Here is a 24,318-nt window from a genome sequence, read left to right on the forward strand (position 1 = left end):
GACCTGGACTCAACGGAGCTTCGTCCATATCCGACACGCCAACGCAGGCACCGTCACTCACCGCCACTATCGATCATGAAACGGCCGTGGTCCCGGACGATCCCACCAAGTGTCAGCCTTCGGAATTCACGGACTGAAGGAGACCGAAGTCGAATCGAAGAGTGAGCCTCCCGCCAGATGTTCCATGACTATCGCCGAATGTCGGCTCACCTGAAATTGTTTCACTGAACGAAAACTCGTCCACGACGACTTTCCGACTTAGGAAGGGTTCCAACTCTTCCTTGACGAATCTCCACGGCCTAAGGTCCCGAATTAGGGTAACGCTCGGCGTAGAATAGCTTTGCTGGCGCAGAAATCGCTGACCCCAGACCAATCCCTGACCAGAAACATTAACGGCGTAATCGAAACCCACAAAGACTGGGAGATGAAAAGCAATTACATCGGAATGGGAGAATGCCTCCGAATCCTCGCCCTCCGCCGACGTCAATGGCACCCTGTAAACCTCATCCCCCAAAATCGATCTCTCCAGGTCGATCCGATGCCCGGGCTGGAACAACCCTCGCGCGCGAGCGGACGAAAGAGCCGCTTCGGCATCGCTAACAACGGCCTCCAGGCTCGCTAATGCCGCGCTTCGAGCCGAAGAATCCGGCATCGTCGCGATGATATGAAGCTGGAACTCTCGAATCCCAAAGCGACCCATTTTCGCCCTACCGAGTCCGAACATTATCTACAGTAAGTTGCATAGTTTTACTATCAAATCCGAAGTCAGCGTTTCCGGCTCGAACGACTCCTCCTGAATCAACCACAAGCACGGGCGCATTGGGCTGGATCTTAGCCGGAAGGACAACGATCCTGCCGTCAGCAAGGGTATGCAATCCACCAGTTGCGCCGAAGGCTGCACCTGCCGCCGAATCTGCTGCTGCAGCCGCATCAGCTTGGTTGAGGCCACGTGCTGTAATCCGCTCAGTCAAGGCAGCGGTTCGCCCACTACTCATCGCCCGCACCTCCGCACCTAGAGATGCGCCAAAGGCAACCGGATCGCATGCGGTGTTATGCACAAGGACTGGCGTTTTGCCGGCGAGCACATAGTACGTGTGGCATATTCACCGACGACACGGAGAGTGACCTATCGGCGCAGGGCTGTCACCTGGTCTTTCGTGGATTGGCTGGGTCGCGGTTCGTGTTGTCGGGTGGTGTTGACGGCAACCGTGACGGCAACGTGGGCAGACAACCAGCGTCGTCGGCGGCCGTCGGGCCGGTCAGGCGCGGCTATCCGAGGTAGGGCGTGGCGCGGTGTTCGGCGTGGTGGCGGAGGCGGAGCCGGACGGTGTCGTGGATCGGGATGCGGTCGAACTCGGCCGGGTCGACGAAGCGGACGTCGGTGGACTCGTCGCTGATGGCGAGGGTGCCGCCGGTGACCCGGCCGTAGTAGGTGATGTTGAATTCTTGGCGGACTTCGCCGTCGGCGTAGGCGATGACGTGTTGCGGGTCGGTGTAGACGCCGAGCAGGCCGGTGATCTCGATGTCCAGGCCGGTTTCTTCCTTGACCTCGCGGATCACGCACTGGGCCAGGGTTTCGCCGATGTCCATGGTGCCGCCGGGCAGTGCCCAGTTGCCGGAGTCGGAGCGGCGTTGCAGCAGGATGCGGCCATGCTCGTCGACGACCAGGGCGGAGCCGCCGGGTACGAGGCTGTTGGCCCTGGGTGCGTCCGGGTCGTGGTAGTAGTCGCGCCGGCCGCTCACGGTGACGGCTCCGGTGGGTAGGCGGTGGTGGTCTGCCAGACCTGTTCGAACTGGTCGGCGAACGAGGCGAAGATGCCGTACGGGGACAACTCGCGCAGGTGCAGGGCGGGGTGCTGGTAGCCGCGAGCCCGGTACAGGTGCGGGGTGACGATCATCTGGTTGTCGAAGCGGAACACCGAGTTGTACAGGTGCACCGTGTGTAGCCCGATCTCGATCCCGTCAACCCGGTGGAGGGGTTCGCAGAAGTTGAGGGCGTTGCGGATGCGGCCGGGCAGGGTGCCGCCGATCTGTTCCAGGGTGTCGCGTTCGGCTACGTGTGCGCTGTCCGGGTCCGCGAAGGCGAGGCGGATGCGGGCTCCGGCGGTGGCTTTGTCGGTCAGTCGTTGCATGGTGTCGGGCAGCAGTTCCAGCACGAACGGGTACGCGTAGCCGAGTACGTCGATCCGTTCGGTGGCGCCGGACAGCAGGGAAGTCCACAGGCTGTGGGGGATGTCGGCGCGGTGGGCCCAGGCGCCGACGACTTCGGCGGTGGCTTCGGCGCCGGCGGCCAGGTCGGGGCGGGCTTGTGGCCAGAGGGCGGCTTCGGTCTCGCCGAGCAGGTCGGCGACCGTGAGGCGGGTGCGCTGGTGCGGGACGCGGCCGGCGAGCCACCGGTTGACGGTCTTGACGTCCACCCCGGCCGCGGCGGCGAGCCCGGCGGCGTCGAGTTGGGCGCGCAGCATGGCGGTGCGTAGCCGGTGGCTCATACCCGCCACCGTAGTGGACATGGTGGTGACGTTTGAAGCCCATCGTGATGTCCGCCGAAGTGCCGTTCAGGGCGTTTCGGTGTCCGCGGGTGGCTCGTAGCTTTATCGGTAGTTGCCCTGCCGGTGGGTGCCGCAGGGGTGAGGGACACACTTTGCAGGTCGCACCGGTGCGTCCGGTCGCATGGCTGGCTAGGTGTCCCTCACCTCGGGTTCTATCGGTCGGGCTCGGGCTGGTCGGGGTCGGGCTGGTCGGGGTCGAGTGCCTGGTTGAGGGCTTCGATGGCGTCGCGGTGCAGGCGGGGCCGGACGTGGGCGTACACGTCGGCGGTGACGTGCAGCCGGGCGTGACCGAGTAGGTGCTTGATGGTGACCAACTCGACGCCCTGTTCCAGCAGCAGGGTCGCGCACGAATGTCGAAGGTCGTGGAACCGGATGTAGCGGACTTCGGCCAGGTAGCAGACGGTCTCGTGTTGCCGGTGGACGTAGGCGGGGTCGAGCGGCCGGCCGGTCGACGAGGCGAACACCAGGTCTTGATCGGTCCACCGGTCGCCGGCTTCCCGCCGGTCGAGGTCTTGCCGCTGCCGGTAGCGGCGCAGCGCGGTGATGCAGGCGGCCGGGAGCAGGATCTTGCGTTGGGACGCCTCGGTCTTGGGTGGCTGGAAGGTCATGCCTGCTTTGGTGCGGGCCAGGGTGCGGCGTACGGACAGGTAGCCGCCGTCGAGGTCCAGGTCGGCCCATTGCAGGCCGAGTAGTTCCCCGCGCCGCATCCCGGTCCGCAGGGCGAGTTCGTACAGCGGGCCGTGGCGGTGGAACGCGGCGGCGTACAGGTATTTGCGGGCCTCGCCCGCGGTGAACGGCTGGTAGGCGGTGCGGCGTGGGGTCGGCAGCCGGACCGCGGAGGCGACGTTGCGGTGCAGTAGTCCTTCCCGGACGGCGTGGGCGAGCGCGGCGGACAGCACCGCGCGGATGTAGCGGACGGTCGCCGGTTGCACCCGGTGCTGGCAGCAGTTGCCGATCGCGCAGCAGCGGGGGCGGCGGTCCTTGCGCCGATGGGCGGGATCGCGGCGGGCGTCCCAGCCTTGGGAGCAGCACTGGCAGACGGCGGCGATGCCGTCGAGGAAGCTGCGGACGTCGGCGACGGTGAGCGCGGCGAGCCGCAGCCGGCCGAGGCCGGGGATCAGGAACCGCCGGATGCAGGTGTCGTAGTTGGCGTAGGTGGTGGGCCGGACCCGGTGCACCGCGACCGTGGTCAGCCACTGCACGAGGTAGTCGCCGACGGTCATGTCCGGGGTGACCGGGGTGGGCCGTCCGTGGTGGGAGTCGGCGAGTTTCTCGGTCAGTTTGTCGGCGGCCTGTTTGCGGGTGGTGCCGTAGACGCGGACTCGTTTGCTGGTGCCGTCGGCGGTCAGGATGTAGCCGGCGCCTTCCCACCGGCCGTCGGCGCGCTGGTAGATGGTGCCTTCGCCGTTGGCGCGTTTCTTACCGGCCATGGTCGCCACCTGCGTCCATGCCGATCTCGCGCAGATACGCTGCGAGGGCGACGGCGGGGATACGGCGGCACCGGCCGATCAGGACCGAGCGCAACCGTCGGGTGCGGATGAGCTGGTAGACGGTGTGCCGAGACACCTGCAACCGGGCCATCACCTGCGTGACGGTGAGCAGATCAGCGCTCATCCGGCACCACCCCCGGTCGCCAGTCACCGAGCACCGCGACCGCCGCTGGATCGACGCCGGCTTGCAGGGCCAACTGAGCCGAGGCCCAGTGCTGGCGTTCGGCGCGCAGCGCGGTGAAGGTGGTGGAGTAGGCGCGGGATTTGGTGGCGAAGTGGCCGCGGAAGCCGAGCAGGTGTGCGTGACGGCGCAGCCGCAGCGCGGCGAGTTCCGGTTGCCCGCCGAGCCACCAGCATGTCTCGATCAACCGTCGGGTGTGCCCGCTGAGCCGGTCCAGGTCGATGCCGGGTCGCCGGCCGGTTCCGCCGCAGCGATGGCACAGCCGACCAGCCCGACCGGTGGCGCCGCGCCCGGTACAGGTGCGGCAGAACAGCGGACCTACCTGGGCGCCAGCGGTTTCGGCGGCCTTGGTGGCGTACTTGGCCACGTATCCGGCCACTACTCGCTCGGACATGCCCTCGGTGGTGATAGGGCGGATGTCGAGCTGTGATCCCCAGACCAGACGACGAGCGGTGATCCGGCGGCAGGCCGGGGTACGGACCTCGACCGCCGGTACGGCGGTACGGATCGCGGTGGTGAGCAGGCCCGTAGCGGCCCACCGGGCCGGAGTAGTGGTGGGTCCGGCCGGGCCGTCGAGGCGGATGACCGCGTGCAGGTGCACCACGCCGCGCGTCTGGAATTCGGCGACCTTGGCGAACACCACCCGCACCTGCTTGGCGGCCGCCGCTCGCGACAATCCGGCACCCGACGCGAGAGCACGGCGGGTCTGGACGGTGAACCGGGCCCACAGCCGTCCGACATGGGCGTTGAACAGGATCTGGCCCGCGTAGTCGTAGCCGTCCACGTCCAGCGGCGTGCCGATCAGCGGATCACCGGCCGGATGCCAGCGCCCGCACCTCCCGTCGTTCGGGTGACATAGGCGAGGCAAGCCGTGCTCGCCGGGACCGAGATGTACCGGCCCGAACGAGGGTGCGGTCAGGGTGACGAACAGGCGCGGCCGGTCGGCCACCACCGTCGGGGTGTCCTTGCCACCGCACAGTCCGGCGGCGATCAGGTGGAAGGCGTCCAGCCGGTACAGCGCCGCACACGACGGGCACACCGTGGCCCGGCGGCTACGGCAGCGCACCGTGATCCGGGCCGGGGCCGGATCGTCGAGCAGACGGCCGGTGTCCCGCTCGACCAGCAGCCGCGTGCCGGACAGATGGATCGGATGCCCGCAGGCACCGGCCCGGCGCACCGCGTCGGTGAAGGCCGCGACCCGCAGCAGCCCACCGGCGTCGATCGGTTGATCGGGGTGGGGTGGCATCATCGGGGTCGGTTCCTGCTCGTTGCCGGGTCGGGAATCGGGGCCGGGCAGCACGGCGGAGTGTTCTTGGCGGAATGGGCCGCCGAGCTGTCCAGGCTTCCGATCAGCGGGATGCGACATCCGCCGTCACCTCCCCAGCAGGTAGGAGGGTGAGCGGGTCGCGGACCAGGTGCGCCGTCTGCCGGGCAATAACATCGGCGACGGCGTCCGGCACGTACGGCGTACGGACCAGGGTGAAACCGGGCCGGCCTTCGGCCACCATCGACGCCACCCCCACATACGCCGGGTCCTGCAACCGGCGCGGATGCTCATCCGGCGCGGACGTGATGTCCGAGCCGAGCACCGCCGTGGCCGCCTCGCTGGTGCGCTGCGCGAAGCTGACCGCGACCTGGCAGTTGTCGCGGATCTTCGTCGGGATCGCATCACCGGTCGCCTTCTGCGTCGCCAAGACGACCTGGATGCCGACGTTGCGGCCCTTCCGGATCACCTCTTCCACCAGCCGCGCCGTCTCCCGAGCGAGCGCGTCGAGGCGTTTGGAGTCGGCGTCGTTGCCCTTAATCTCGTTGAGGAACGTATGCGCCTCATCGATCACCACCAGCACAAGCGGCCACGCCGCGGACGGACCGACGTGCCACACGTTCTTCACCCCCAGCACGGCACGGATCGACCGCTGCCGGGCGACCATCAGGTCCCGCACCTTGGCGAGGTGGTCGCGGACTTGCTGCGGGTCGTCCTTGGCGTGTAACCAGGCGCGGGCGAAAAGGTCGTCGTAGTCCGGGCCGCCCTTGCCGTCGATCAACACGAACTGCACCGCCGCGCTCGCGGCGAGCTGGCAGAACCGGGCGTTCAAGAACGACGTCTTGCCGTAGCCCGCCAAACCGGCCACCACGATCCCGGACACGCCGGAACTGCGGATCGTCACCGGCTCAGCGTCAGCGTCGATACCGGCCGTCCAGACCTCCAGCCCAACCACGGGGTCGGCCGGTTCGGTCCAGGTAGTCGGCTGGGTGAGCGGGTCGTGCAGCAGAGCCCGCAGCCGCACCAGACCGGGCCGGACCTGCGCCACCCGCACCTGCGGCACCCGCCACGCATCGGCCAGATGCGGTGCGGCGGCGGTCAACTCGTCCACGCCGAGGTGTCCGAGGGTGGACACGTCGACGCGCACACCCCACCATTCGGCGGCCGTCCGCACCGACGGCACCAACTCACGGGTGATCACCGTTCCCGGCGGACGGTTGGACCACCACGGCGGCCGGGACCGCTCGATCTGTACCAGACCGACCCGGCGGGCGATACGCCGCCACATCCATCTGATCCGCCACGCCCGGCGCAACACCGGCCGCAACCGCCGATCCGCCCGGAGATACCGGACCGCCAGCATCGCGCCACGGATCAGCACGATCAGCAGAACGACGGCGAGCACCACTGCCGGGACCAGCCGTACCAGGGTGAGATCAGGAGGACTGGTCATCCCGGCCTCACCGCCGTCAACGCCGACGCCCGGAAGATCTGCCAGGTCCGGCCGTTCTTCTCCCCCGACACGAACATCAACCCCGACGCCCGCACCATCTGACCCACCGCCAGATCCTTCGGCACCGCCGGCTGCGGCACCGACACCCGCAACACCTGCGGCTGCCCACCCTCCAGAGTCAACGCGACAGGCACCTCCACCAACGGCGCACCCGACACCCGATCGGTCGCCGCAACACCATTGGCCTTGTCCTTGAACTGCGGCACCGGCCCGGCAAGCACCAGCAGCATGTGGCTGCCATCAACAGGCAACACCAACATGAGCAACACTCCTTGACTCCGGTCCACGCCACCACGGCGTGCGTCCCGTGCGTCCAAGGTGTCACGTGACACCCAAGACAGTCAAGAGAGTTCAGCAAGCAACTGTCACGTGACACCCATCTCGCATGAGGGCCGCGAGACGCTACGATCCCTTCATGCCACACGACCCCGACGACAAACGCGCCCTGTTCCAACGGGTCGTCGACGACATCCTCGACCAGATCCACGACGGACGCCTCAACCCCAACGACCCGCTCCCCTCGGCCCGCAAGATGGCCGACCTCTACGGCGTCGCCTCCATGACCGCCCAACGCGCCCTACGCGAACTCCAGAACCGGCGCATCACCTACAGCGTCGCCGGCAAAGGAACCTTCGTACACCCCGACGCCTTCGACCTACTCCGCGGCGCAGTCATGCAAGAACCCATCGCCGACCCCGAGCTACGCGCCCGAGTCGCCACCTACCTCACCGACCAGCAGGCCATCACCGCCCGATACCACGGCGCCCGCACGCTAGAAGACAAAGACGCAGCGCTGCACGACCTGCTCCGGCACGCAGACACCCACGGCCGGCTCATCGACGACGTGATCAAATACCACGCCGACCACGGCAACTACGCCAAGCCACCCGCGCACATGCTCCGCGACGACGCCCCCATCGCCGAGGACGAGCCGCCCGCCGAACCACCGCAGAACAGCACGAAGACTCGCCGCCCGCGCAAGCCCACCACCTGATCACGGCGAAGCTGGTCCAAAACTGCTTCACGTAATCAAGAGCGGCCCGGCGCAAGGCCGGGCCGCGCGCACGCGCTACAGGCCTACGGCCCCGCGCGCACGCCGTCCGCACCGAACCACTGACCCGAACTCGGACGGTGCGGGACGGCCGCCATCCCACCCGGCTGATCGGCGAAACAATCCTCTGCCCGGGTGTCGCGTCGTTGTGCGGCCACAGCAGTCGGACGGTCCGGTTGGTGCGCCAGCCAATATATCTATCAGCGCTGATATGTATCCGGGATTGACGGCAACCTTGACGGCAACCCAGGAGAACGCCCACGCACCCGAGGGCCCAGCGAGGCCAGTCGGTAGCGGAGCGTAGTGACTGCTTCAAATCAGCGCAGGCATAACCAACGCTCGCCGCCTACGATCGGATCACCCACTCACGGACGATTTCCAGAACCTGGTCTAGCTCCTGCCGAGAATCAATCTGCCGATGTTCGGAGCGGACCTCAGAAGTTGCGACGTCGATGAGATCGAATTCGGACTGCCCGTCTTCCCAAAGAACAATTTGACTCATCATTTCTGAGCTTTCCAATATCCATCGAATAGAGCGGGGGTTCCGATCTCCCGGTGATTCCTCGATTTCGGAACTGGCACCCAACCCTGTCGGAACATGCTCCGGGTGGGTGATCCAACCACGGAAAGCTTCCAGCAGCTCAGAGCCTCTTAGCATCCGGCACCTCCGCCCAGCGTAATGTTCTTCGCCGCCGGCAACTCAAGCGGCGCGCCACCCTTGCTAACCGCCAGTCGCGAAAAGACAGTGCTGGAGTCTGACATCTTGAAGTCGCCTGGCCGACCACCTGGAATCAGCGACGACCGGGGAACATCAAACTCTGCATACACGGATCCTGGACGCGCGGACCTGTACGCCTCCGGATCGGCTGGATGCACCACGTAGGTGAGGCCGCCACCCCCACGCTGCACCATTCCTGTCCTCACCATCGCATCATATTCGGCCTGCGACATCCACCGACCGACTCGGGCAACGTCGTCGCCGCCATCGTTGTGGACGAGGACGGGCGTGTTGCCGGCGAGCACATAGTACGTGTGGATGCCAGCAACAGTGAGGTTGTATGCAGGGGCGTACCGGTGATCATCCCAGTTGAAGGTGCCTGCGCTGACGGTGCCGCCGACGGTTCGGAGCAGGTCGCCCAGTTCTAGTTCTTCTGGACCTTCCCAGCGCTTGTCGGTCTCGTTCCAGAAGGGATGGTCCTCCGTGACGGTCAGGCGCCTGCCATCAACATCGAGAACGTATAGGTCGTCGTTATGTACCCAGACCTTCTCAACCTTGCGGGGGCCTTGCTCGCCGGTTTCAGGATCGGTGGCAAGGACTTCGTCGCCGACTTCCACTTCGCTGAGCGGTTTGGTGGTGCCGTCAGCGAGAAGAACCGCTGTATCACCCGAGAAGCTGCATGCAGCACCTGCGAGCGGACGGAGCCATTTCAGCCCGGCTTTGCCTCCCATGACTGCAACCTTCACGCCCGCTACCGCAGCGGTCGTGGCTGCACTGGAAGCGACAAGTGTGCCGCTTGAGGCGAGCGCGAGTTCGCCGCTCACGATGCCGGCGACTGCGGCTGTACAGCCTGCTATGCAGGCGGCGACGACGACGGGGGCAGCGAAGACTGCTGCGACGATCAAAATCGACGCTTCCGCGGAGAGCTTATTCGCGAAGGGGTTTTCTCGTTTGCAATCTTCAGCCTCCATGCCAGCGGAATGGGCGCACCACAGGTCCCAGTTGGCGGTGCTTTCGCTGAGGAATTTAGCCACGTCATTGACGGTGAAGTCGCCGTCGTAGTGGTAGCCGCCGCCTGTCATGGCTTCCTTCAGCGGTTCCGACACCTTGACGGGCTCGTTGCCGATGTCACCGCTGCCGCCGTTTCCTCCGCCGCCTCCGCCAGGTCCGCCACCGCCGCCTTCTTTGGGGGGTTTAGTAGGGCCTTTGCCGCCGTCGTCGTCTCCCTTGTCGGGGGATTTGTTGATGTTGCAGTGTGCTGGGATGTCGCAGTGCAGCAAGAGCCCGGTCGGGTCGCTACGGGTGATCGGGCCGTTGTTGGCGTAGTTGTAGCCGTTCCACTGTTGAGGGTCGGCGAGGTCCATGATTGGGTCGACGGAGATGAAGCGGCCGAGGAGCACGTCATACCGGCGGGCACCGATGTTGATCAAGCCGGTGGTGTCCTGGTCGCCGCCGACGAATGACTTCTTGTTGACCCACATGGGGTTAGTGCCGCGTTCGCCGCCGTAGGGGGTTTGTCGGCGGGCGGTAACGGCTTGGGTGCCGGCGTTGATGGTGAGTTGTTGGGTGCCTTGGTGGTCGTTGAAAAGCCAGTTGAGGCTGGTGATGTCGGAGGAGCCGGTGCGGGAGGCGAAGGTGGTGCCGGCGAAGCTGTAGTAGCGGGTTCCGGTGTTGGTGGTGCCTTCGCGGCGGATCTCCTGGCCGGGCAGGTAGAGGGTAGTGCCGGTGGCGTCGCGGCGGATGAGGCGTTCGCCGTTGGCGTCGTAGACGCTGGCTTCGATGGTGTTCGTGCCGTCGGTGACGGTGGCGAGTTCGCCTTCGGCGTCCCAGTTGAGGGTTTGGCTACGGATGCCGGTGGCGCAGGTGTTGGTGGTGCTGCCGACGGTGGGACGGCAGATCATGTTGCCGCTGTCGTCGTAGCGGTATTCGGTGGTGTCGGTGGTTGCGCCGATGGTGGTGTTCATGGCGGTGACCGCATGCGGCCGGATGACGTTCTTTCCACCTGCGGGCACCGTGTAGTCGCGAGCGGTGGTGCCGGTCGGGGTGCGGGTGGTTTCGGTCTTGCGGGAGCCGGTGTCGGTGAATGTCCAGTCCTGCCAGTAGGGGGCGGGACCAGCCAGCGCATCCGGAGCCGGATCGGCGGTGCAGGCCGCGGTAACCTTCGGGGTCCACGCGGTGGTCAGGCGGCCGAGGGGGTCCGTACGGAAGCACTGTTTGTCAGCGGATCCGACGGCGGGCTTCTCCTCGATGGAGAGGATGTTGCCGGCCTTGTCGTATTCGTAGTTGCGGTCCGAGACGGTGCCGGCGACGGATTTGCGTTCGACGGTGGTCCGGGTGATTCGCCGGGTTCCCTCGTCGCGGTAGACGTTGTCGCCGACGAAGGGTGCGGTCGGCAACTGGTAGACCGAGCCGGAGCGCTCGCCGTAGGCGGTGTAGTAGGTGTTGGCCATGGTGCCGGCCCAGCCGGTGAGGCTGGTATTGAGTCGTTCGGGCATGCCGGTAGTGGCGTTGTAGGTGGTGGTCAATTGTTCGGTGACCAGGCCGCCACCGGCGGGGAAGGAGACGGTCGTCGGTTCGCCGGTGGCGCCGGCGTAGCCGTAGCCGTAGGAATAGGTGCTGTTCAGGCCGGTTTCGACGGCGGGGATGACGTAGTTGACGGCGGTGGGCTGGTAGCGAGAGCTGAAGTTGCTGACTTGCCATCGATAGGCGTTTGCCGAGCCGGCCGGTTCGTAGCGGATGCTTTGGGTGAGTTGCCCGCGGAAGCCGGTGGAGCCGTCGGTGAGGGCGTCGTAGGTCCAGGCGGCGCGCAGGGGGCCGCCTTTGCCGTCGTCGCGGAGTTGCTTCTTGCGACCGATGGTGTCGTAGCCGTACCAGAGGACCTCACCGCGGGCGTCTTTGGTGGTTTCCAGCTCGCCGAATTCGTTGTAGCCATATTCGGTGGTGCCTTTGTCGGGGTCCTCGGTGCTCGCCAGCCGACCTCTGAGATCGTAGGTGTTGCCCCATTCGTTGCCGTCGGAGTCGGTAACCGTGGTCTGTTGACCTTTACGGTTGAAGGCGTATCTGGTCTGGGTGTAGGCCCCGTTGACGCCGGCTGGGGTGGTGTGTTGCCGCAGTGCGATGGTTCGACCCTGGATGTCGGTCAACGTGGTGGTGGGGGTACCGCCTTCGGGCGGGGTGGTTTTGGTGAGGTCGCCTTCGTAGGCGGTGGTGGTGCGCCATTTCTCGACCAGGTTGGTGACGCCGTCGCCGCTGTAGAAGATGGAGGCAGTGGGCCGGGAGGCACGGTCGTACACGGTCTTGGTAATCGATGGCACCGACCAGTCCGGTTCCCACCAGAGGACACCGGACGGTGTGCCGGGTTCGGCGTGTGCGCCGTAGGTGGTGACGGTGCGGCCGAACTCGTCGTAGATGGTGTCGGTGACCACACGGTCGCCACTACCACCGAGCGACAGGGTCTGAGTCTGCCGCGGCCTCAGCAGGCTGTCGGAGATCTCGTAGGAGGTGACGTAGTTGCCTGCGGCATTCAGCTTCTGCGATTTGAGGTAGGGGTAGGCGTCGCGGTTGGCTGCGAATTTGTATTCGTACTGGGCTGAGGGCTTGGTCGTGTTGTTTGCTCTGGACCAGCCCAGTTCCCATACGCGTGCCACCCGCCCGAGCGCGTCGTAGTCCACGTCGACGGTGGGCCTGCCGTTGGGGTCGGTCATCTTGGTGACCGACCCCCAGTAGGGGTTGGTTTCGACGGTGGAGGTCCAGCCGAGTGCGTTCTTGGTGGTGGTCTTGGTGAGCGGGCCGCCGACTGCGGGGGTGTAGGTGGTGGCGGTGACGTTCTTCTTGATGTCGGTGTCGGCCTGGACCCGCCCGGCTGAGTCGTAGGTGGCTTCCGATGTCGTCTGCCATTGGGTGCCGGTGCTTGGTGTCCAGTCCTTGAGCTGCTCGGTCTTCGTCACCATTCCGTACTTCAAGGGTGTGGTGACGGACGTGGCGTTGTCGTAGTAGGACCTGGTGTCGGAGATGACATCGTCGGCGCTGGCCGGAGCCTTTCCACAGCTGAGCGCGGTGGTCAGGGCGCGGCTGACCATCTGGGTCAGATTTTTGGCGGTGTTGCGGTTGTACGTGTACGTCGTGCACGTCTCGTCGCCGGTCGTGGTGATGTCGCCGTCGTTCTGTGTCCAGTCGGCGGTTCCGTAGGTTTGGTCGAATTCGGCGCGGGTAGCGGAGGTTCGCCAACCACGGCTGCCGTCCACTCCGAGAGCAGTTGCTGTGTAGATGACCTGTGTGTCGACGTAGCGTGCTTCAGCGGTGTCGGCGTAGCCGTTGTCGTCGACGACGGTGCGGCTGGCGAGCGGGTTCGACCGCCACGGCACTTTCACGACCTTGGACACCGGTTTGGTGTCGACCCCGTTGAAGGTGGTCTGTTCGCGGACTTGCCCGGCGAATTGGTCGTGGTCATTGACGGTCTCGGAGCCCACCGTCGCGGGAACGGTGACGGAGCGGACGCCGCCGGTCGGGGTGGCCCGGTCGCCGTGCATACCACGTAGGAACTTGGTGACTGTGAGGGTGCGGGTGTCGGCCTCGTCGCCGGTCGTGGTGCGGACCTCTCCGTAGCCGCGCCACTGGCTCCAGGTCTTGCGGTTGGTGGGGATCAGGCCGTCGTCCTCGGCGTAATGCCAGGCTGGGGCGTCCACGTATTCGTAGCGGGTGTGCCGAGAGGGGGCGGGGTGGTCGTTGGAGGTTTGGAGGTCGTCTTCGGCGATGTGGGTGACGACATACTTGTGCCACCATTCCTCGACCATTACGTCACCGCCGGGGTCGGCGTTGCTGGGCACCTTGACCGGATAGCAACGGCGGGTGTTGCTGTGAGCCTTCAGGGTCGCAATGATCGCCGCGGTGCAGTCCGGCGCCGAGTAATCGACCTTGATGCGTGAGCCGGTCTCGGTGACGATGCTGGAGATCCGTAGCCAGTTGTGGGTTGAGGTGTTGTCGGTCAGGACCCGGTTGGGTAGTGACTCGGCTTCGAACGTGACCGGCGGCAGGTTGACGGTTCCACCGACAAGACCGGCGTGGTCGATCTTCTCGAGCCAGAGCCCGGTGTGGGTGGTGTCAGCGGTCGCCGAGAAGGTGTGAGTCAAGGCCCAGGAATCGACGTTCTGCCAGGCCGCCGGTGTGACGGTCGTATCCCAAACGCGGGTGGTGACCGTCTTGAGGCGTTTGGTGGTCCAGAACGTCGGGGAGAACTGGTCCGGGCAGCTGGTCGCGGAGGCTTTGCACTCCTGGTCCCAGGGGGTGTCCTTCCAGTTCTTCGTGGTCGGTTCGGACGTGGTTCCGCAGTCGGTGAAGCAGCGGATGTCCGGGGTGAACACGACCTGTGCATAGGGGGTGGTGTTGCGTTCGGTGACGCCGTGGCCGGAGGTGGTCCGGTCGTAGGTGCCGTAGTCGATCCGCTTCAGGTATCCGGCCCGGTCGTAGGTGACAACCGACGATTCCTTGGCGTTCTGCGCGTACTTGTTGGTCTCCTTGTCGTACCAGTACGACATGGTGTTACCGCGCGCACTGACGACGTAGTCCAGGTTCCACCGATAGGCCTGCACACAGTCCGACGACATGAACTCGTCCTGATGGCAGGGTTCGCCTTTGTGGTTGCCGAACACGGGAACGGTCAGCGTCGAGTTGGTGGCCGTCGTCTGGCCGGGCAGATCGTCCAGGCCGAAGTAGTACTGGGTGCCGTCGGTCGTGGTGATCCGCCAGTGCTCCCCCACACCGTCGATGCCCGCAGTGCCGGTGTCACCGTTGGCAGCTCCGGTCAGTTTCTCAACCTTGGCACCGTTCTCGCTGCGGTAGTGCCAACCCTTGCCGGCCTGGTAGATCAGTTCGCTGCTACTGCCGCCGAGACTGACAGTGGCATTGTCTGATCGCCAGCACAGGTCACCGCTGGACTTGGTGCTGTTGGGTTTGGTCTTCTCCTCGGAGTCCTGGAAACAGGGAACGTAGCTACGCTCGATATAGCCGGGTGAGTAGTCGAAACCCTCACCGATCCAGGAGGGCTGGTTGTTGGTCACCTCCGAACGGCCGTCGACCGACGCCGACGAGTAGGCCAGTTCGACGTTCGGGGTCAGGCCGGTAGCCGGTGGGACTCGCATCGGGTAGTTCCAGGAGAATTCGCCGGAGTTGCCGCCCGCCGACCATGATGCCGACGGTGTGAGGCTCGTGGCGGTGAAGTCGCCGCTGTCCCCGGATGGGCTGGCGGCCAAGGCGACGAACGACCCACGGGCCGCCGCAGCGGAGGACGGTGCGGTTCCAGTCGAGTCGACGGCGACCGTGGCCGACACTGTGCCCGCGTCGGCATCGACGGTAGAAGCTAGGGGCGTCGAGCTACAGCCATCCGGCTTCGGGGTGCTGAGCGCACAGGACGGTACCTGCCACAGCTTGAGCCGGGAGGACCAGTCCGCGCCGTAGGCATCCTGGAATCCACGGTAGTCGACGGAAAGTCGTGCCTTGCCGGTCGCGGCGCCTTGCGGCGCGGTGACCTGCAGCAGCATCCCGTCGCGCATAGCCGCCGGGACTGCCGCGCGATCGACGACTCGTACATTAAGTCGCGACAGCGGGGAGCCACCAGTGGCTTCCGGCGCGTCGGCAATCCAGACGGGTAGGTCGCCGACTCTGGCACTCCGGGTGGCGGTCGCCGATCGAAGGCTCGCCGGGCCGGCAGCGGATAGATCGATGGTGACGGTGGATGCTTTCGGCCAGACCGGCGTGGCCGCTGGTATATCGCGGACCTTCTTCTGAGCCCAGGCCCGGGCGGTGACCGGCCCGCCGTCCTCGTCGAGTTTCTCGACGGGAGGCTTCGGCGGCTCAACCACCGGCGCCGACGGCACGGCTGCGGACGCCGGCACCGTCAGCCCGGACATGACTACCGCACTGACCAGTGAACCGACGAACAGCCGACTCCAGCGGAGCGACAGCACACTACGCGAACGTGTGAACATCTTCCGATCCCCTTGAATCGACATGCTTACGGACGACGCCAGACGATTTGACCGACCGGATTCTGTAGTTCGAGGCGGCCGTCGTCGAAGAGCACCAATCGGTCTGCGCCCTTTCCTGCGGTGGCGGTGCTCCATGCCATGGAGTCGTTCGCGCGGTAGATGACCAGGTTGCCGTCGGGCTGCATAACCGTCGTGGCCCCGGGATTTCCCCAGGTGTTGGGTGACCAGACGGCGGTGCCCTGCCGGTAGAGCACCAGGTTGCCGTCGGTTTGCATCCGCAACTGGTAGACGTCGTTGCTGGACCGCCTCACATCGCCCGCGCGCATCGTCCCGTTCGTCTCCAGTACGTTGTGGGCATTGGTGTCAGCATTCTGGCGCTGGTACATGAGCGAGATCGCCGCGTCGTTCATCGCTCCTTGGAAGACGGCGATGTCGTCGATACCGCCATGCCACTGGCCGGTCAGTTCCCCCTGGGACAAAGACTTGCCGACCAGCATCGGCCCGGTCGCGTCGAACGGAGTGCCCGAGACGATGGCGTCGGCTTCACGGTTTCCGTTGACGTAGATACGAGTCTGTTTGACGGCGGCGTCGTAGACGGCGGTCAGATGGGTCCAGGCACCGGGGTCGGTGGTCGAGGCCGACGTCAGACTGGTCACCGTCGAGGTGTCCGCATCTGGCGTGTCGTGCGACGCGACCCCGAAGACCCACTTACCGCTGTCCGCGGCGTACTGGAGCCGGAACGCGCTCTCGTTGGTGCCACCCTGTGCAAGGACGGTCCGGTTGCCGGTCAAATCAGCGCGTGGCACCGCCCACAGGGCGACGGTGAAGGACTGGTCGGTACGGAGGACCTGCTGGTCCTGCCACAACGTGAACTCGTCGCCGTTCTCGTCTGGTGCCGTGGTGCCTGTCTTGACCGCGGACCGGCCGTACTCGGAGGTGGTGTCCGGTGTCGTACCGTCGTCGGACGGGAAGTACTGGTCATCCAGCCACAGGGCGAACCCGTTGTTGGCATCACGGCCCGTGCCGATCTCGGAGCCCCGGCTCAAGGCGAGCCAGCGGTTCCAGGCGGTGCCCGGATCAGGTGCCTGGCAGTAGCCGTTGAGATCGGCCCGTTTGCATCCGGATGCGGTATCGAAGTCCCACCCTCCGACCTGGACAGGGGTCAGGATGCCCGGTTCGTTGAACCCATTACCGGTTACCTTGCCTTCATCATCCGACGCGAGACGCCCGGTGAAGTCCTCGGCGACCAGTACACGGTCGAAAACCTGGAGGTCGGCGATGGATCCCTTCCAGTAGTTGCTGCCGTATCCCTTCCCAGCGGCGAACCGGCCGGTCGCCGCCCACGGGGTGGCACCGCGGTCGATCTCGGTCACCATGACGCCGTCGAGGTACAGGCGAAGCTTCTTCTCCGGCGCGTCGAGCACGCCCGCCACGTGCACCCATCGACCGACGTCGGCGGCCGTGATCGGAGCCGGTGCCACAGCGGCGACTGTCGCGCTCGTCTGAGCGCTGGTGTCCTTCATCAAGAACGACCAGTGCGGTGTCAGCGCAGTTCCGGTGCGGCGGACACCGATCTCGAAGCCGGCCGCGTCGCTGCCGTACTGGGTCGCGAACTTCATGTCGCTGTTAGGTACCGCACCGAGCCGAACCCAGCCCGCAACGCTGAACGAGGCCGTGGTGCTCACCACCGAAGAACTGGTCATGGCCACGGAGGAGGTCCCGTTGAACGTCGATGTCCCGGCCTTCGTCAGCCGTACATCATCGGTCCAGGTCACGTTCTCGGCGGTCAGAGGCGTGTCTGCTGGAAGCGGGACACGGTCGGCCAACGCGCTTGCCGGAGTAGACATCCCGGGCAGGGTCTCCAAGCCCCATCGCGCTATCGGGGCAACCGGTTGCCCGGCAACATTGAATTCCACCGTTCCGATGCCCTCGTTGCGGGTAGCGTCGATGGCCTTCAGGTTCAAGACGTTGGTGCCGAGCCGCTGAGCTGTCACCTCGATCTCGGCGATCTTCGGTGGGGCGGTCGAGGTCGTGGCGGTGACCACCTTGGTCGCGCTGTCCCAGCCGTACTGGAACTTGGTCACGTCGGTGGAGGTCGACTCGATCCGGATGCGGACCTTCTTGCCGGGAGCCGAGGCGTTGGACAGCACCGTACCGCTCACCGTCGGAACGGTGCTGTCCACCTTGAACTGGCACCACGCCGACCACGGGCCGGTCTGTGAGTACGGGGCCTTGTCCGTGGTCTGGGCTCGGAATGCATACTTCTTGTTCTTCTCAGCGGAGACTGCTGCGCTGGTCGCCTTCGTGTTGTTGGACACGTTGGTCTTGTTCGGTGGAGCCTTCTGTCGTCCCGGGACGGTCGAGGTGACCGAGCCCATTCCCGCCGCCGGCACCTCGATCCACTCGAATGCGCCGGTCAGCGAATCACTGGCGTCCGCGTCGTTGAACTGCGCCGCGAACGTCGGGGTGAGCGTTCCGATGGTCACCGCGGCACTGGTGCTACACGAGACTCCCGCCACCTGCAAACCGGTCGGTGCGGTCGGCTTGCTGTCGTAATCGGCCCACAGCTTGGCATTCTTCGGCAGGAACTTCTTCCACCGCGCCTGTGTCGATTCCCCTTCTCCGGAGGAGTCCCGTGTGGTGAAGCCAACGGTGATGTTGGGCCAGCTCTTGTTGGCCGCTTCCTGCACGAACGAGGTGACCTTGGCCCCCTGGAAGATCATGTCCTCGTCGCCCTGAATCACCCCGCATCCGCCGGCCTGATTGGCACGCCCGGTCGCGCTGTCCAGATAACGCAGCAGATCCATGGCAGACCAGGTCGCCTTCATCGTCGCGTTGATCGCCGACGACCAGTGCATCGAAGCGACCGTCCGATCACAGGACCAGGAGTGATCGAGCTTCATCTCCACCCGTGCGGACTCGATGTGCTTGCCCTTCAGCGCCACTCCGCCCGCTGTGGTGTTGAACTGGAAGAACGACCGGTACAGCGCGCCGGTCTCCGGGTTGAGGCCGACACGGGCGGTGGAGTAGTCGGTGTTATTGGAACCGTTGTTCGTCGAGTACGCCCACTTCGCCTTGGCAACCGACCACGCCGGATCCACGTAGAGAGGGAAAGCTGCATGTTCGAGTAGGGTCGCGTCCGGATGAAGGACGAGGTCACCGTCGGACAACCGCACCGCCACCGGGGCGGTTCGTGCCGCATCACCCGCGGCCTCGGTCGTGGACGGCGAGGACGCCTGTGCTGGGAGCGCAGATCGCGACGTCCGCGGCACGGCTGCGGTGGCCGAACGCGAATCCCACATCACCGCCGGCTCGGTCGCCGCAAGCACCGATCCATCGCTGACTGCACGTAAGGCCCCGTCGGCAGCCTCGATCTGGGCATCGCCACCGAGTTCGAACCTGACCTCACGCACCGCGGGCTGAGCGGCCGCTGCTGCCGACTTGATCACTAGAACGTGGGTGAATCCGGTTTCGGTCGCCCGAACCACCAGGTCGACTCCGGGCAGCACCTCGATGTATTTGGCCGAGTTCTCATCGATCGCCGGGGGCGGCAGTGTTCCGGGCCACGACATGGTCATCGCCCGGCCCCCGCGGGTCAGAGTCACCAGTGGCGCAGTACCGCCGTTGGAGAACGCCACGTCGGCAACCGACGCCGCCGGGCGCAGGAGACCGTCGCTGCCGGAAGCCAAGTCCAGGTCGACGTCCACCCACCCCTCGCCACGTTGCACCCGTTCCGGCAACACCGAGGACTCGAACGTCATCCGCCCGTCAGGCTGCGCAACCACCTGCGAGTACTCGTTGCGTAGCGCGTCCACCACTACTGGCGTCCCGCAACTGACAGCCAACGCTGCGGCAGCAGCCTCGGTGGCGGCCGCATCACTGCAGGCAGCCATGACGGGAGTCGTCCAGGCTGGAACAGAAACGACGGTGGCAGTCAAGCCCACCGTAAGACAGGCAGGCAGAATCCGGCGCCACATGGCGTCCCCCGATCAATGCGTAGCGGCACCGGAACTCTAAGCATTCAATCGGTGGATAACCAGATCTCGATGTCGGCAAGATCGAAAATTTAGCCGCTACACCCAGTTGCGTTGATCACACTGACTGCAATGTCCGAATCAAGCTGCCGCGAACCGGCATCTTGGCGTCGCAGCTGGACTTCGAGGCTCTACGATGTGGTGCGCATCGATCTTCGGGGGACACATGGGACGGATTCCGCGCTCGGCGGCACTGCTGGCCTTGATTACCGCACTTACCGCCGGGACTGCCGCGGCCCCGGCCCATGCGGCCGAACCGCCGGCCATCGGTCTGGGACTGGCCGCTGGGCAGCGGGTCAACAAGACCGTGGTCATCGCCCCGGTGGTTCCCGACGGCGTCGACGTCACCCGGATCCGGCTGTACGTCAACGACACGCTCGTCACCCGGGACGACGTGGCGCCGTGGTCGCTGTCCTGGAACACCACCGGCTGGCTTGACGGTGACAAGCGGCTTCAGCTGGAACTGCTCGACTCCCAGGGAGTCTGGACCCGCACCGATCCGGTGACCGTGCGCGTCCACAACCACGGCGCTATCGCCTACTTCCCGTGGGAGCACAACTCGCAGAGCACCACCCTCAACACCTTCAACCGGGGCCGTACGTTCGACTTCCTCGTGTCACCGGGAGCGGACCGCGACACGGTTACCCGCGTCGACCTGATCCTCGGCGACAAGGTGATCGACTCCACCACCTCGGCACCGTGGACCGTCACCTGGGACGGCACCGGCCCCGACGGCCGGGTGACGCTGAAGTCGCGGACCTACGACATCCTCGGCAACGTCGGAACCAGCCAGGTGTACGCGTTCGTCGATCGGACCCCACCGTCGCTGGAGGTCGGCTTCGACGAGGTCGACGGTTTCGTCCGGCGTGGCGGCCGGATCAACGTCGCCTCCGAGGACGCCTCCCAGATCGACCGGGTCGAACTGTGGATCAACGGCCGTCTGGTCCGCACCGACCGGACGATCCAGAGCAACGGTGTCGGCGCCGTCCACCTGTTCTGGGATCCGGCGGCGGTCAACGGCCCGGCGACCATGACGGTCCGCTCCTACGACACCGTCGGCAACATCGCCGAACTCACCCGCAAGGTGATCGTCGACAACGACCGGCCGACGGTCACCTTCAGCCCGGCGGCGAACGCCTACGTGCGGGGCACCTTCACCACCGCCGTCACCGGGGTCAGGGATGCCACCGGCCTGGCCTACCTGAGCGGTTACGTCAACGACCTCGCCTACACCCACCAGGCACCCTGGAGCGTCCGGCTGAACAGCCGGAATGTCGCCGACGGCCGCCGCACCCTGCGGGTCGACGTCATGGACAAGGCCGGCAACGTCACCACCCTGCACCGGCAGATCACCATCGACAACACCGCGCCCGGGATCAGCTACCGGAAGGCCCCGAAGAACAACACCAGGATCACCAGGAAATTTGCCGTCACCGCGGCGGCTTCCGACCGGTTCGGTATCGCTCGCGTCCAGTTGCTCGTCAACGGCAAGGTGGTGGCCACCGACACCAGGGCCGCCTACGCCTTCACCGTCAACCCGAAGAGGTACGGCAAGAAGTTCACCGTCCAGCTCCGCACCTACGACCGGGCCGGCAATGTGAAGAACACGGCGAAACGTACCTACCGCCGCTGACACCCGGACAGCGGCTAGTCGGCGAAAAGGCGGGCGGCGGCGGCTTCCCAGGCGGTGACCAGGTTGAACGTCTCGGGTTCGCGGAGCCACTGGATCTGTAGGCCGTCCATCATGGCGACCACCTGGACGGCCAGGCCGTGCGGGTCGGGGGTGCCAGGGGCGGCCAGGCCGGCGAACTGGGCCAGCGTGGTGCGCTGGCGGGTGCGGAAGTAGTCGTGGGCGGGGTGGCCGGGGGCCAGCGACTCGGCCTCCAGGACCGCGAACAGGCGGACGATCTCGGGCTGGCCGGCGTTGCGGGCGACCACCGCCGTGCAGATCTCCGGCAGGGTGATCCGGCCGTCGTTCCACAGCTGGTGGGGCGGGCGGCCCAGTTTCGACGCCAGGGAGAGGGCGTCCTGTTCGTCGCGGTATTCCAGGACGGCTACCAGCAGGCTGTCCTTGGAGCCGACGTGGTGCAGCATGCCGGGGACGGTGAGGCCGCAGCCGTCGGCCACATCTTGCATCGACAGGCCGTAGAAGCCGCGTTCGGCGATCAGTCTGGTGGTCATCTCGAGGATCTGCCGGCGGCGTTCGGCGGCCGGCATCCGGGCTCGGTCACGTCGCGTCTGCACAGCTTCTTCCTACCAGCAGGCCCTTGCGGGAGCGCTTCTGACCTGGCTATGTTTCAGAGGAGTTAATACCTAGTAGGTACTCAGTAGTAGATTGCTCAGTAAGGGCGGACCGATGACACTCAACACCTCGGAACAAGCGGCGATCACCTCCGGCAGCGACTTCTGGCACACCGAGGGCGTCGAGTCCGCGGGCATCCCCGCCGTCACCGTCACCGACGGCCCGCACGGTGTGCGCCTGCAGGCCGGTGAGGATCTGCTGGCCGGGGTGCCGGCGACCTGTTTCCCCCCGGCCGTGGCCAGCGCCTCCACCTGGGATCCGGAGCTGCTGCGCCGGATGGGCGAGGCGCTCGGCGACGAGTGCCGGGCGCAGGACGTCGCGGTGCTGCTCGGCCCGGGTGTCAACCTGAAGCGCAGCCCGCTCGGTGGCCGCAACTTCGAGTATTTCTCCGAGGATCCGCTGCTCTCCGGCTACCTGGCCACCGAGTGGGTGCGCGGCCTGCAGAGCAAGGGGGTCGGCGCGTCACTCAAGCACTTCGCGGTCAACAGCCAGGAGACCGACCGGATGCGGGTCAGCGCCGACGTGGACGAGCGCACGCTGCGGGAGATGTATCTGCGGGCGTTCCACAAGGTGGTCACCCGGGCGCAGCCGTGGACGGTGATGTGTGCCTACAACAAGATCAACGGGGTGTACGCCAGCGAGCACCGCTGGCTGCTCACCGACGTACTGCGCGGTGAGTGGGGTTTCGAGGGTCTTGTCGTCTCCGACTGGGGTGCCGTGGTGGACCGGGTGAAGTCGGTCGCGGCCGGTCTCGACCTGACCATGCCGGGGCCGGACGCCGCCGGGGACCAGCAGTTGATCAACGCCATCACCAGCGCGGAACTTGACCCGGCCCTGCTCGCGACCAGTGCGGAACGCGTACAGCAAATGATCAGAAAGGCGGGGGAACGGCCGGCCGGGACCTATGACGCCGACGCCCACCACGCGCTCGCCCGGGAGATCGCCGGAAGGGCGATCGTCCTGCTGAAGAACGACGGTGACCTGCTGCCGCTGAGTGGCGAGCAGTCGATCGCGGTGCTCGGCGAGTTCGCGCGGATCCCGCGCTACCAGGGTGGCGGCAGCTCGCAGATCACCCCGACCCGGCTCGACGACGCGCTCACCGCCATCACCGCGACCGGGGCGGACGTCCGGTTCGCGGCCGGCTATCCGCTGGAGGGCGAGGATGAGGCGCTGCTCGCCGAGGCGGTGGCGGTGGCCCGGGAGCAGGACGTCGCCATCGTCTTCGCCGGGACCGTGCACGAGACCGAGGGCGCCGACCGGGAGTCGATCGACCTGCCGGCCGCCCAGCTGGCGCTGATCGAGCGGGTCGCCGCCGTCAACCCGAATACCATCGTGGTGCTCTCCAACGGTGCGGTGCTCGCCACCAAACCGTGGGACGAGCGGGTGCTGGCGCTGGTCGAGGGCTGGCTGCTCGGGCAGGCCGGCGGCAGCGCGATCGCCGACGTGCTGTTCGGCCGGGTCAACCCGTCCGGGCGGCTGGCCGAGACGATCCCGGTCAAGCTGGCCGACCACCCGTCGTTCCTGGACTTCCCCGGTGAGCACGGCCACGTCCGGTACGGCGAGGGCCTGCACGTCGGCTACCGGGGTTTCGACGCGCGCGGGCAGGAGGTGGCGTACCCGTTCGGCTTCGGTCTGTCCTACACCACGTTCGGTTACGGCGCGGCCCGCGCGACGGCGTCGGCCGAGGGTGTCGAGGTGCGGGTGCCGGTGACCAACACCGGCGCCCGGGACGGCCGTGAGGTGGTGCAGGTCTACCTGAGTCGGCCCGGTTCGAAGGTGCAGCGGGCCCCGCGGGAGCTGAAGGCGTTCGCCAGTGTGCCGATCGGGGTGGGTGAGACCACCGAGGTGACGCTGACCGTGGAGCGCGAGGATCTCGCGTACTGGGACGTCCGGCTCGGGAAGTGGATCGTCGAGGACGGCGAGTACGTGATCGAGGTCGGCGCGTCGTCGCGGGACATCCGGGCCACGGTGACCGTGCACGTGGCCGGTGACCCGGCCCGGGTGCCGCTGACCGCCGAGTCGAGTGTCGGCGAGTGGCTGGCCGACCCGCGGGGTGCCGAGGTGCTCGGCTCGGTGTTCGGGGAATCGGGGCAGCAGCCGGCTCCGGAGATGCTGATGATGCTGGGCAGTCTGCCGCTGAGCCGGATGGCGATGTTCCCCGGCATGCCGATCCGGCCGGAGGATCTGGGCAAGCTGGTCGAGGCCGCGAACTGACGGCAGTGTGGTGAGTTCG

Annotated in this window: 15 protein-coding genes; 3 read left to right on the top strand and 12 right to left on the bottom strand. The window is 66.3% G+C overall.

The genetic code is table 11. The features are described from left to right. Window positions 1–112: 112 nt before the first annotated feature. The 8 genes from ACQ0O7_RS41495 to ACQ0O7_RS41530 all read right to left on the bottom strand — a co-directional run bounded on the left by ACQ0O7_RS41495 (window position 113) and on the right by ACQ0O7_RS41530 (window position 7,257). Window positions 113–652: a hypothetical protein gene (locus ACQ0O7_RS41495; RefSeq protein ID WP_430791321.1), complete on the bottom strand. Its 540-nt coding sequence runs from the start codon at window positions 650–652 to the stop codon at window positions 113–115. A gap of 617 nt (window positions 653–1,269) precedes the next feature. Continuing rightward, window positions 1,270–1,743 (bottom strand): NUDIX domain-containing protein, encoded by a 474-nt coding sequence (locus tag ACQ0O7_RS41500; RefSeq protein WP_430791323.1) that lies wholly within the window; start codon window positions 1,741–1,743, stop codon window positions 1,270–1,272. Further along, complete coding sequence (locus ACQ0O7_RS41505; protein WP_430791395.1) at window positions 1,740–2,465, bottom strand: XRE family transcriptional regulator; 726 nt, start codon at window positions 2,463–2,465, stop codon at window positions 1,740–1,742. The genes ACQ0O7_RS41500 and ACQ0O7_RS41505 overlap by 4 nt, the downstream gene beginning before the upstream one ends. A 236-nt stretch (window positions 2,466–2,701) precedes the next feature. Then, a complete protein-coding gene (locus ACQ0O7_RS41510; protein WP_430791325.1) occupies window positions 2,702–3,979 on the bottom strand; it encodes a tyrosine-type recombinase/integrase in 1,278 nt (425 codons plus the stop codon). Continuing rightward, window positions 3,969–4,163 (bottom strand): helix-turn-helix domain-containing protein, encoded by a 195-nt coding sequence (locus ACQ0O7_RS41515; RefSeq protein WP_430791327.1) that lies wholly within the window; start codon window positions 4,161–4,163, stop codon window positions 3,969–3,971. The genes ACQ0O7_RS41510 and ACQ0O7_RS41515 overlap by 11 nt, the downstream gene beginning before the upstream one ends. After that, the gene (locus tag ACQ0O7_RS41520) at window positions 4,153–5,469 is read right to left on the bottom strand and encodes a replication initiator (RefSeq protein ID WP_430791329.1); all 1,317 of its coding nucleotides are present in this window, start codon (window positions 5,467–5,469) and stop codon (window positions 4,153–4,155) included. The genes ACQ0O7_RS41515 and ACQ0O7_RS41520 overlap by 11 nt, the downstream gene beginning before the upstream one ends. A 100-nt stretch (window positions 5,470–5,569) precedes the next feature. Continuing rightward, on the bottom strand, window positions 5,570–6,937 hold the full coding sequence (locus ACQ0O7_RS41525; protein WP_430791331.1) for an FtsK/SpoIIIE domain-containing protein: 1,368 nt from the start codon (window positions 6,935–6,937) through the stop codon (window positions 5,570–5,572). After that, window positions 6,934–7,257 carry a hypothetical protein gene (locus tag ACQ0O7_RS41530; RefSeq protein WP_430791333.1) on the bottom strand — a complete coding sequence of 108 codons (324 nt, stop codon included), beginning with the start codon at window positions 7,255–7,257 and terminating at the stop codon, window positions 6,934–6,936. The genes ACQ0O7_RS41525 and ACQ0O7_RS41530 overlap by 4 nt, the downstream gene beginning before the upstream one ends. 155 nt (window positions 7,258–7,412) lie before the next feature. On the opposite strand from ACQ0O7_RS41530, the gene ACQ0O7_RS41535 reads away from it, so the two are divergent. Then, window positions 7,413–7,991 (top strand): GntR family transcriptional regulator, encoded by a 579-nt coding sequence (locus tag ACQ0O7_RS41535; RefSeq protein ID WP_430791335.1) that lies wholly within the window; start codon window positions 7,413–7,415, stop codon window positions 7,989–7,991. A 403-nt stretch (window positions 7,992–8,394) separates the two neighbouring features. Here the strand turns inward: ACQ0O7_RS41535 and ACQ0O7_RS41540 are convergent, their stop codons facing one another. The 3 genes from ACQ0O7_RS41540 to ACQ0O7_RS41550 are packed head-to-tail and all read right to left on the bottom strand — an operon-like array spanning window position 8,395 to window position 19,693. Then, the gene (locus ACQ0O7_RS41540) at window positions 8,395–8,706 is read right to left on the bottom strand and encodes an immunity protein TriTu family protein (protein ID WP_430791337.1); all 312 of its coding nucleotides are present in this window, start codon (window positions 8,704–8,706) and stop codon (window positions 8,395–8,397) included. Then, window positions 8,700–15,749, bottom strand: a complete 7,050-nt coding sequence (locus ACQ0O7_RS41545; RefSeq protein ID WP_430791339.1) for an RHS repeat-associated core domain-containing protein — start codon at window positions 15,747–15,749, stop codon at window positions 8,700–8,702. Before ACQ0O7_RS41545 ends, ACQ0O7_RS41540 begins: the two co-directional genes overlap by 7 nt. Window positions 15,750–15,775: 26 nt before the next feature. Next, window positions 15,776–19,693: a LamG-like jellyroll fold domain-containing protein gene (locus ACQ0O7_RS41550; protein ID WP_430791341.1), complete on the bottom strand. Its 3,918-nt coding sequence runs from the start codon at window positions 19,691–19,693 to the stop codon at window positions 15,776–15,778. Window positions 19,694–19,949: 256 nt separating this feature from the next. Here ACQ0O7_RS41550 and ACQ0O7_RS41555 point away from each other — a divergent pair, with 256 nt between their 5' ends. After that, complete coding sequence (locus tag ACQ0O7_RS41555) at window positions 19,950–21,416, top strand: Ig-like domain-containing protein (RefSeq protein ID WP_430791343.1); 1,467 nt, start codon at window positions 19,950–19,952, stop codon at window positions 21,414–21,416. 14 nt (window positions 21,417–21,430) lie between these two features. Here ACQ0O7_RS41555 and ACQ0O7_RS41560 read toward each other — a convergent pair whose 3' ends face one another. After that, entirely contained in the window at window positions 21,431–22,027 is a 597-nt protein-coding gene (locus ACQ0O7_RS41560) for a TetR/AcrR family transcriptional regulator (protein ID WP_430791345.1), read from the bottom strand. A gap of 112 nt (window positions 22,028–22,139) precedes the next feature. Here ACQ0O7_RS41560 and ACQ0O7_RS41565 point away from each other — a divergent pair, with 112 nt between their 5' ends. After that, window positions 22,140–24,299: a glycoside hydrolase family 3 C-terminal domain-containing protein gene (locus tag ACQ0O7_RS41565; RefSeq protein WP_430791347.1), complete on the top strand. Its 2,160-nt coding sequence runs from the start codon at window positions 22,140–22,142 to the stop codon at window positions 24,297–24,299. The last annotated feature ends 19 nt before the right edge of the window (window positions 24,300–24,318 follow it).

This window comes from Actinoplanes sp. G11-F43, assembly GCF_050589265.1.
Classification (GTDB): Bacteria; Actinomycetota; Actinomycetes; order Mycobacteriales; family Micromonosporaceae; genus Actinoplanes.